We start from the raw sequence: 8285 nt of genomic DNA on the forward strand, positions 1-8285 counted from the left end.
TGCGAAGGTGGGTGTGGCCGACTTGCGCGGACCGTGTGTGAGCTCGCCCGCGGGATGAGCGGGACGGAGTCGGCAGGTGGCCACAGACCCAGGCCCCCGCACGCTCCTGGGCGGAGGGTGCGCAGGGGCGGCCGGCCGGGGCGGCCGACTTGGGGTCCGAATCGGGGGTCCGAATCGGGGTTAGGATCAGCTCAGGATCTCGCCCGCGTAGTCGGCGATGCCGGGATTGCCCTCGACATTCTTGAGCTTGGGCGTGTTGAGCTTCTCGATCTTGACCGTCTTGACGTCGCGCCGGTAGGTGGCGACGGTCTCCCAGATGGGCTCGCCCGGGGATTGGCTGCCGACCGTGGCCCAGCCGGCGACGACGTAGGTCTTATCCGCTTCGATCTTGGTGCCGTCGTCAAGCTGCATGTCGCTGATGCGCTCGCCCATGCCGGCGGACGGGTCGCAGACATAGTCGAGCCCGCCGACGCGCACCATGTCGCCGCCCTGCTGGACATAGGGGTCCGGGTTGAAGAGGTTGTCGCAGACGTCCTCCAGGATGGCCTTGATCTCGCTGCCCTTCATCTCCCGGCGGTAGGTCTCGGGGTAGGTGATGCAGGTCTGGTCCATGACGTTGTCCATGGTGATCTTCTGCCCCGGCAGCACCGTGGTGCCCCAGCGGAAGCCGGGCGAGAGGCTGATCTGGGCGTCGTTGACCTTGCGCAGGGCGTCGCAGATGACCTGGTCGAAGGTGCCGTTGAAGTTGCCGCGGCGGTAGAGGACCTCCTCAGCCGTCGCCAGTTCCTCGGTGAGCTTGTCGAGGTAGGGCGCGCGGGTCTCCTCGATGTACTTGGCCATGTCCTCATCCGCCGGCAGCAGATTCGAGAACACGGGCAGCAGCCGGTAGCGGTAGTCGCGCAGCTTGCCGTCCTTCACGTCCAGGTCCATGACACCCAGGAACTTGCCGTTGGAGCCGGCGTTGGTGACCAGGGTCTTGCCGGAGGCGTTCTCGACGATGGAGGGCGCCGGCATGCCGTCGTGGGTGTGGCCGCCGAAGATGACGTCGATGCCCGTGACCTTGCTGGCCATCTTGAGGTCCACGTCCATGCCGTTGTGGGAGATGACCACCACCAGGTCCGGCTCCTCCTCGGCGCGCACCTTGTCCACGAACTCCTGCATGCGCGCGTCCTGGATGCCGAAGGTCCAGTCCGGGATGAAGCGCTGTGGGTTGGCGATGGGGGTGTACGGGAAGGCCTGGCCGATGATGGCGATGCGCGCACCGCCGACCTCTTTGATGGTGTAGGGGTTGAAGGCGAGGCCGGCGTCCTCCTGGAAGCCGCCGAAGTCCGCGAACTTGTAGTCGAACAGGGCCTCTTCGCGCACCTTGACGTTCTGCGCCACGAAGTCGCCGTTGAAGGCGCCGATGTTCTTGATGACCTCCTCGTCCAGGTAGGTGAACTCCCAGTGGCCGGTCATCACGTCCACGCCCAGCCGATTGCAGGCGCCCACCATATCCATGCCGCGGGTCCAATAGGCGGTGCCCGAGCCCTGCCAGGTGTCGCCGCCGTCCATCAGCAGGCTGTTGCCGTCGCCGCGGTCGGCGCGGATGCGGTCCACCAGCGTCTTAAGATGTGCGAAGCCGCCGACGGCGCCGTACTGCTCGGCGGCCTCGCCGAAATTCAGGTACGAGAATGCGTGCGCCTCGATGCCGCCCGGCTCGATGCCGAAGTGCTCCAGCAACGCCTTACCCACCAGGTGCGGCGCCTTTCCGTAGGCGGGGCCAATACCGATGTTGACGTTCGGCTCACGGAAATAGATGGGGTTCAGCTGGGCGTGGCAGTCCGTCATGTGCAGCAAGGTCACGTTGCCGAACTTGGGCACTTCGTAGAGGTCGCTCGGCTGCTTCGCCTGAGCGAACACGGAGCGAGGCAGCATGCCGGCCGCACCGGCGAGTCCCATCAGGCGCACGAATTCACGTCGAGAAATGGACATTCGGTTATGATCTCCTCTGGTTTTTACTTAGGGCGGCTGGGGCTGACCCCGATATCCGAAACGCCCGCGGTCTGCGGCTGACGCCGTCGCGGGTGGCGGAAGACGGCCCGCCGCCGTGCAGATCCGGATGGGATCGAAGGCCGCAATAGTATGCATGCGCAGGTGCCGGCATTGCCAACATCGGGCGGCCCCGACGCCGCGAACGACCCCCGGCCTGCCCGACCGCCGGCCTGACTTCCCAGCAGCCCACCCGATGCCCGCACTGCTCCTGCTGCTCGCACTGCTCATGGCTGCCGCACCGCCAGGGTGCGTGCGCGCGGCCGGCCCCGCCGCCACGGATGCTGAAGAGCGTCAGGTGCTGATCGGCGTGCTGAGCCATCGGGGTGACGCACGCACCCGCAGCACCTGGCAGCCGACGGCGGACTATCTCTCGGCGCAAGTGCCGGGCTACCAATTCGATGTCGCTCCACTCGACTTCGCCGCCGTAGCGCCTGCGGTGGCAGCAGGACGTGTGGATTTCGTTTTGGTGAACCCGTCCATCTATGTCGCGCTGGAGACGGCTTACGGCGTGTCCCGCATCGCGACCCTGCGCAACGGCAGCGGCGCAGAAGCGCGCAATGTCTTCGGCGGCGTTCTCTTTACCCGCAAGGACCGTGACGACATCACCCGGATCGAAGACCTAGCCGGCAAGCGCTTCATGGCCGTTGATCCTACGTCCCTCGGCGGCTTCGAGATGGCCAAGCGCGAGCTCCTCCACCACGGTCTGGATATGAGCGACGACCTGGACAGCGTCGCCTTCGGTGGCATCCACGACGCCGTGGTCCTGGCGGTCCAGAAGGGCCAGGTGGACGCCGGCAGCGTGCGCACCGAGGTGCTGGAGCAAATGGCCGCCGCCGGCACCATCCACCTCGACGATTTCAAGGTGCTCGGCGCCCGCGACACGCCGGGCTTCACGCCCCTGCACAGCACATCTCTGTATCCGGAGTGGCCCTTCAGCAAGCTCGCCGGCACGCCCATAGACTTGGCACAAGCCGTCGCCGTGGCGCTGCTGCAGATGCCGGCGGACGGCCCGGCCGCCCGCGCCGGCAATTATGCCGGCTGGAGCGTGCCGCTGGACTACCAGCCGGTGCATGAGCTGCTGCGGGAGCTGCACCTCCCGCCCTACGCCGACGAGGCTCCCTTCACCCTCGCGGACGCGGTGGCCAAATACTGGCTCGCGGTGGTCATCGGCAGCCTGGCGCTGCTCACCATGGCCCTGCTCACCAGCCGTGTACTGCAGCTGAATCAGCGCCTAAGCCGGGCCAACTCGCGGTTGGAGCGGCGCCACCAGCTCATCCTGGACTCTGTCGCGGAGGGCATCTACGGTGTCGATCTCATCGGCTGCACCACCTTCGTCAACAAGGCCATGGAGCGCATGACGGGCTGGCGTGCCGAAGAGCTCATCGGCAACGAGACCCACGAGATCCTGCACCACACCCGTGCCGATGGCGAGCCTCACCCCCGCGCCGAGTGCCCTGTCTGCGCCACCTTCGGCGACGATCAGTCGCGCTTCGTCGACGACGACATCGTCTGGCGGCGCGATGGCAGCAGCTTTCCGGTGGAGTACAGCGCCACACCCATCCGCGACGAGCAGGGCCACACCATTGGCACCGTCGTCGTCTGCCGCGACATCACCGAGCGCCGCGAGGCCGCCGAGCGCTTCCGCCGCCAGGAGGCCGAGCAGGCGCATTTCACACGCCTGTCCACCATGGGTGAGATGGCCTCGGGCATCGCCCACGAGCTGAACCAGCCACTCACTGCCATCACCACCAATGCCCGCGCCTGTGTACGCATGATCAGCGCTGGGCGTGCTGATTCCGACACCTGCAAAGACGTTATGACCAAGATCGCCGAGCAGGCCGAGCGCGCCGGCGAAGTCATCCGCCATATCCGCCGCTTTGTGCGCAAGGAGGAGCCTGAGATGGCCCCCGTGGCCGTCGCAGACATGTTCGAGACCGTGCTGGTGCTGATGCGTCAGGACGCCCGACGCGCCGGCGTCGCGCTGCACCGGCAGATTGGCTTCGGCGCCGATACCGTCATGGCCCAGCGCACCCAAATCGAACAGGTGCTGCTGAACCTGGTGCGCAACGCCGTCGAGGCCATGCAAGACCAGCCCCGGGAGCGGCGCGTGCTGCTGCTGGCCCGGCGCAACGGCGACGTAGTGGAAATCCGAGTGGTGGACACCGGCCCCGGGCTTGGTAAAGGCTCGCCAGAGCATCTTTTCGAGCCCTTCGTCACCACCAAGCCCCAAGGACTTGGCGTCGGGCTCTCCATCAGCCATGGCATCGTCGAGGCCCACGGCGGGCGCCTGTGGGTGGATTCCACGCCGGGCATTGGTGCCACCTTTTTCTTCAGTCTGCCCTATGTGGACAAGCGCAACAGGGTGACTCCCGCCGCCGCGCCGTTACAATCCGGCGGCAGTGAAACCGACCATGCCGGAGAGCACGCATGAGCAAAGACCCAACCGTGTTCATTGTCGATGACGACGACGAAGTCCGCGAAGCCATCGGCCTGCTGATGGATTCCGTGGGCCTCGCCGCCGAGACCTTCGACTCGGCATGGGCATTTCTGAACTGTTTCGACCCGGAGCGCCCAGGCTGCCTAGTGCTCGATGTCCGCATGCGCCACATGAGCGGGCTCGAATTGCAGGAGCGTCTGTCAGAAGAGGCCTTGCACCCACCCATCATCATCATCACCGGCCACGGCGACGTGCCGATGGCGGTACGCGCGGTGAAGAACGGCGCTGTCGACTTCATCGAAAAGCCTTTCAACGACCAGGCCCTACTGGACGCGGTGCACCGTGCCCTGGAAGTCGACGCCGAGCAGCGCGGCCATGCGCTTGAAGTGGCCCAAATACAGGACCGGGTGCAACGGCTCACCAAGCGCGAGCGGGAGGTGCTGGATCAGATCCTCGCCGGCAAGCGCAACAAGGTGATTGCGGCAGATCTCGGTATCAGCCAATCCACCGTTGAGGCGCATCGCGCCAAGGTGATGGAGAAGCTGGAGGCCCGCTCGCTGTCCGAGCTGATGCGCATGATGCTGATGCTCTACCCAGACCGGGCGAAGAGCGCCCAGGAGGGCTGAGCACTTGCGAGGAAACTCACCGACCTGCTGCGGACGCCTCCGGACGCACCAGGCGGCATGCGCCGATTTGGTGCAAGCCGATGGCACAATCATTGGAATCCATCCAGACAGATGGCGTCTTACCACGACGAATGCAGCGCCGGCGACGCCAAACCTTGCGCTTTTTCTGCCAAACCTTGCGTTTTGTCTAAGGTGGGGGCACCATCCCCAGGGCAGAGCGGGTTACACGATAAACAGCCGCGGCCCTTGAAGAGCCGCTCGCCCGCCGCTGTCCCTTAGGGCCAACGATAACAATCAAAACGCTGCGCCCGACTCGGCTTAACGGCCGACGTCGCACGACAAGAGCCAGGCGAGCAAGGCGACGCTGTCGCAACGACGGTGCGCATTCGAACGAGCCACAATCCAAACAATCCCCCAGGAGGTATGCCATGCCCTTCAAACTGCCGCTGTTCGCCGTTTCGGCGGCGGCACTCCTGACCTTGACCGCAGCCGGCGTCCAGGCCGAAATGCCCGAGATGGACCTGAACGGCAATGTGGAAGCCGGCAAGGAAGTTGCCCTCGACCGCTCCCGCGGCAACTGCATCGCCTGTCACGTCATGCCCGATGGCGAATCGCCAGGGGCCATCGGCCCTGCCCTGGTGGCCATGCAGACCCGCTACCCCAGCAAAGTGGATTTGGCCGAACAGATTTGGGATCCAACCATCAAGAACCCCGAGGTCGTGATGCCGCCCTTCGGCAAGCACGGCATCCTGAGCGACAAGGAGTTCATCGACGTCGTCGAGTACATCTGGTCCCTGTGACGGCCTGACCGGCCTGACACCGCCGGCTCGGCGGCACCTCGGCGGGCCGCCTTCAGCCGCGGCCCTAAGGTCCGAGCCGGGACCCGAGTACGCGATGACCCTGTGAACTTCGCATCGGAGACAGCAGCAACATGAACAAGACCACTACCACCATCACCGCCGCCTGCATCGGCGGCTTGCTGGCCACGCCGCTCTTTGCCAGCCCGGAGGAAGACCGCGAGCTCTGGCAAACATACTTCGAGCAACGCTTCCCGCAGGTCGAGAAGGCGGACTTCGTCAACGGCGTCTACTCCATCGACCCCGTCGGTCGCGAGAACTGGGAGGCCATCGAGGAGTTCCCGCCCTACGAGGCCGCGATTTCCGACGGCGAGGAGATGTGGAACACACCCTTCGCCAACGGCAAGACCTACAAGGACTGCTTCCCCGACGGACCCGGGGTCGCCGGCAAGTATCCCTACTGGGACAAAGAGAAGGGCATGGTCATGACCCTGCCGCTGGCCATCAACAACTGCCGCGAGGCCAACGGCGAAGATCCGCTCAAGTACAAGAAGGGCCCCATCGCCGACATCTTGGCCTACATGACTTATGAGTCACGCGGGCAGGTGGTCGATGTCGAAATCCCTGAGGACGACCCCCGCGCGCTGGAGGCCTACGAGCAGGGCAAGCAGTTCTACTTCGCCCGCCGCGGCCAGCTCAACTTTGCCTGCGCCAGCTGCCACATCAGCAGCTCCGGCACCACACTGCGCACGGAGATCCTAAGCCCCGCGCTCGGCCACACCACGCACTTCCCGGTATACCGGTCCAAGTGGGGCGAGATGGGCACGCTGCATCGGCGCTTCTCCGGCTGCAACAAGCAGGTGCGCGCCAAGCCCTTCGAGGCCCAGGGCGAAGAGTATCGCAACCTTGAGTACTTCATGACCTACATGAACAACGGCCTGGAGCTGAACGGCCCCGGCGCGCGCAAATAACGAGCCACCCGCCTGAGCCCGTCGGCCGAGCTGCTGCGCCCCCACGGGGCGGCGGCGCGGCTCGGGCTCAAACCGCACGAGAGGAGTTTTCACTCAATGAGAATGACCAGGCTAGCCACAGACCTGATCCTGACGGTTCTACTGCTTGCGATACCGCTCACCAGCGCTTGGGCCACCACACGCGACGAAGCCGAAGCTGCCATCGCCGAGGCAGAGACCATGCACCAGAAGGCAGTGGACGCCGGCGCCGAGGACAGCCAGGCGCAGGAAATGATCGACGAAGCCAAGTCCCTGCTGCCCTCGCGTCAGTACACCAAGGCCAGGATGATCGCCTACTGGGCGGTCCGGCAGTCGGAATTCGCGATCAAGGTCGCCACGGGCGAGGCCACCGCAGAAGAAGGCGACAAGGCCGCCCAGGCGGAGTCGCTGATCGCCGCAGCGGAAGAGGCTCGCAAGAAGGCCGCCTCCGTCGGCGGTGAGTGGCGCGACACGGCAAAGATGATCAAGAACGCGCAGACGCTCGCGGGCGCCGGCGAGTTCGACGAGGCCATCAAAGCGGCCGCCGCCGCCAAGTTCCAGGCGGAGCGCGGCTACGAGCAGGCCATGGCGGAGAAAGACGCGGGCTTCCCCGAGTACATGATCGAGGCCGTCAAGGAGTGACGACTGCGCTGCGGATACCCGGCAACTCTATCCATTTGCCCGCGAGAGGAGACAGATACCAATGACGACCGCCACCAACCGCCCCGTCCACCAACTCGCCGCGCTGCGCTTGGGCGCGGCCGCCTGCGGCCTGCTGGTCGCAGGCCTTGCCTGGGCCGCGGACAACATGATCGCCCCCGGCGTCGAGTCCGTCGAGGTCAAGCACGACGGCGAGACCATCGTGGTCAAGCGCGGCCACGACCTCGACGCCAAGCTGCCTGAGATGTTCCAGAAGACCGAGCGCGGCTGTCCGCCCTTCTGCGTGCAGCCCATCGAGGCCGTGCCCGGGGTCGACACCGTCGGCGAGCTGGAGGTGCTGAGCTACCTGAAGCGCATGTCGGCCGGTGACGACAGCATCATGCTGATCGACTCCCGCACCCCCGACTGGGTCATGCGCGGCACCATCCCAGGCGCCGTCAACATCCCTTGGAACAAGATCAACACGGACGTGGAGGGCACCTTCGAGACCCCGGCAGAAGCGGACACGCTGGTGCAGATCCTCGCCGACCAGTTCGGCGCGGACTACGATGCCCAGAACGACAAGTGGGACTTCGGTAACGCCAAGACGCTGATACTGTTCTGCAACGGCATCTGGTGCCCGCAGTCCACCGCCAACCTGCAAACGCTTGCGAACATGGGCTACCCGGTGCACAAGCTGAAGTGGTACCGCGGCGGCATGCAGGATTGGGTGAGTGTCGGGCTCACCACGGTCAAGCCCTAA

Annotated in this window: 7 protein-coding genes; 6 read left to right on the plus strand and 1 reads right to left on the minus strand. The window is 65.5% G+C overall.

What is annotated here, in order from left to right:
* Positions 1-186: 186 nt before the first annotated feature.
* Positions 187-1974: a thiosulfohydrolase SoxB gene (gene soxB / locus I6U14_RS12540; RefSeq protein WP_296899797.1), complete on the minus strand. Its 1788-nt coding sequence runs from the start codon at positions 1972-1974 to the stop codon at positions 187-189.
* A 253-nt stretch (positions 1975-2227) separates the two neighbouring features.
* Here soxB and I6U14_RS12545 point away from each other — a divergent pair, with 253 nt between their 5' ends.
* The 6 genes from I6U14_RS12545 to I6U14_RS12570 all read left to right on the plus strand — a co-directional run bounded on the left by I6U14_RS12545 (position 2228) and on the right by I6U14_RS12570 (position 8285).
* The gene (locus tag I6U14_RS12545) at positions 2228-4465 is read left to right on the plus strand and encodes a PhnD/SsuA/transferrin family substrate-binding protein (protein ID WP_296899798.1); all 2238 of its coding nucleotides are present in this window, start codon (positions 2228-2230) and stop codon (positions 4463-4465) included.
* On the plus strand, positions 4462-5097 hold the full coding sequence (locus I6U14_RS12550; RefSeq protein WP_296899799.1) for a response regulator transcription factor: 636 nt from the start codon (positions 4462-4464) through the stop codon (positions 5095-5097). The genes I6U14_RS12545 and I6U14_RS12550 overlap by 4 nt, the downstream gene beginning before the upstream one ends.
* Before the next feature lie 428 nt (positions 5098-5525).
* Positions 5526-5897 carry a sulfur oxidation c-type cytochrome SoxX gene (gene soxX / locus I6U14_RS12555; protein ID WP_296899804.1) on the plus strand — a complete coding sequence of 124 codons (372 nt, stop codon included), beginning with the start codon at positions 5526-5528 and terminating at the stop codon, positions 5895-5897.
* A 131-nt stretch (positions 5898-6028) separates the two neighbouring features.
* Positions 6029-6865 (plus strand): sulfur oxidation c-type cytochrome SoxA, encoded by an 837-nt coding sequence (gene soxA / locus I6U14_RS12560; protein ID WP_296899806.1) that lies wholly within the window; start codon positions 6029-6031, stop codon positions 6863-6865.
* Positions 6866-6961: 96 nt separating this feature from the next.
* Positions 6962-7525, plus strand: coding sequence for a hypothetical protein (locus I6U14_RS12565; RefSeq protein ID WP_296899808.1), 564 nt, complete (start codon positions 6962-6964; stop codon positions 7523-7525).
* Positions 7526-7586: 61 nt separating this feature from the next.
* Positions 7587-8285 (plus strand): rhodanese-like domain-containing protein, encoded by a 699-nt coding sequence (locus tag I6U14_RS12570; protein WP_296899810.1) that lies wholly within the window; start codon positions 7587-7589, stop codon positions 8283-8285.

This window comes from Thiohalocapsa sp. (assembly GCF_019695415.1).
Taxonomy (GTDB): domain Bacteria; phylum Pseudomonadota; class Gammaproteobacteria; order Chromatiales; family Chromatiaceae; genus Thiohalocapsa.